This window comes from Aeromonas sp. QDB56 (assembly GCF_027705505.1).
In the GTDB taxonomy this organism is placed as follows: Bacteria; Pseudomonadota; Gammaproteobacteria; order Enterobacterales; family Aeromonadaceae; genus Aeromonas; species Aeromonas caviae.
In genome coordinates this window covers 1-1,089 of the sequence record NZ_JAPDBZ010000290.1, presented here as the reverse complement: position 1 = coordinate 1,089, position 1,089 = coordinate 1, and the positions used below count along the sequence as shown (strand labels likewise).

The following is a 1,089-nucleotide window of genomic DNA, read 5'->3' as shown; positions in this document are numbered from 1 at the left end:
ACCCCTCTGGAGGCCGCGGACGGCGTGGCCTCCAGAGCACTTTGTCGTTTTTGGACGGAAAATCCCTAGAACCCCAAATTGGCGGTGCAAACTCCACACTCTTCCACACAAGATAGGTGGAATGAGGGGGGAGTTGGTTGTCTATAAATAACCATGTGTTAGACTTTTCCCATAGGTTGCGTACCTAGCCCCGAACTCTCGTTCCGTCTTCCGCCAAGTTGATGAAAGAGATTCGGGGTTTGTCCTTTCTGGGCAATACGTTACACACCATCAAACAAGAAATCTATCGCGTCCTTGATGAGCTGACGCGACTCCTGCACACCAGTGACTTCATCCCCAAGCTGCGCCAGCCTCACCGCTGCCATGTCCTGCGTCATCACCAAATACTTATCACCCTCAACGATGATCACCGGATTCAGCCGCTGCGCTGGCCGTCCAGTGAAGGCTACCAGCGGGAACAGTGGGATCACCATCCTGGTGGCCAGCTCGCCAATGATGTCGCTTTGCACATCCAGCAAATAGGGGTAAGCGCGGGCATTGCCCTTGTTGCGGTAGATAGTGAACTGCATCAAAACGCCCTGTAATCGTCGGAGAGCAGGCCGTGCTCCTCGGTGATGCGGTTCAGCGTCTGTATGGCTGCACTGTTCTCACGCTTCCAGCGTTCTGCTTCTGAGCCGCTGATTTCATTCTGTAGCGCGGTTGCAAGGGTGGCTGACAGGTTGATCCCCGCCGCTCTGGCTCGTTCCAACAAGCAGGGCTCCAGCGTGACGCTGACCGTTCTCTTGCTGCGCATTGCTGCTGCGACCATGATGACCTCCAATTAAGCACGTGTCGTGACACGTGCCAACATTAACACATCCCTATTCAAGATCCCAACAAGCGTCTCGGAGCAACCTCAAACCCGGCGGCATCGATCTCAAAGCGGACCACGCCGATGTCCTGCAAATAGGCCTGCAAGGTATCGAGCTTACGAAAGACCCGGAGTTGTTTGCTGCGCTGGGCGGCCAGGGCACGTTCGGCCAGACCGTAGCGCACCAGCAGCGTCCAGCCGCCAGGTTGTCCGACGGCGACCACGACACGAACGGCACC

Annotated in this window: 3 protein-coding genes; all 3 read right to left on the bottom strand. The window is 56.5% G+C overall.

The annotated features are described in order from the left end of the window. Positions 1-260: 260 nt before the first annotated feature. Positions 261-569, bottom strand: coding sequence for a CcdB family protein (locus OKB81_RS20465; protein WP_134997959.1), 309 nt, complete (start codon positions 567-569; stop codon positions 261-263). After that, on the bottom strand, positions 569-808 hold the full coding sequence (locus OKB81_RS20460) for a type II toxin-antitoxin system CcdA family antitoxin (protein WP_160839559.1): 240 nt from the start codon (positions 806-808) through the stop codon (positions 569-571). The genes OKB81_RS20465 and OKB81_RS20460 overlap by 1 nt, the downstream gene beginning before the upstream one ends. Before the next feature lie 56 nt (positions 809-864). Continuing rightward, positions 865-1,089: hypothetical protein (locus tag OKB81_RS20455; RefSeq protein WP_270805442.1), on the bottom strand; the 225-nt coding region annotated here is incomplete at its 5' end.

Excerpts from the sequence above, each read along its gene's own strand:
- OKB81_RS20465 (WP_134997959.1), bottom strand. The coding sequence starts at position 569 with ATGCAGTTCACTATCTACCGCAACAAGGGCAATGCCCGCGCTTACCCC.
- OKB81_RS20460 (WP_160839559.1), bottom strand. The coding sequence starts at position 808 with ATGGTCGCAGCAGCAATGCGCAGCAAGAGAACGGTCAGCGTCACGCTG.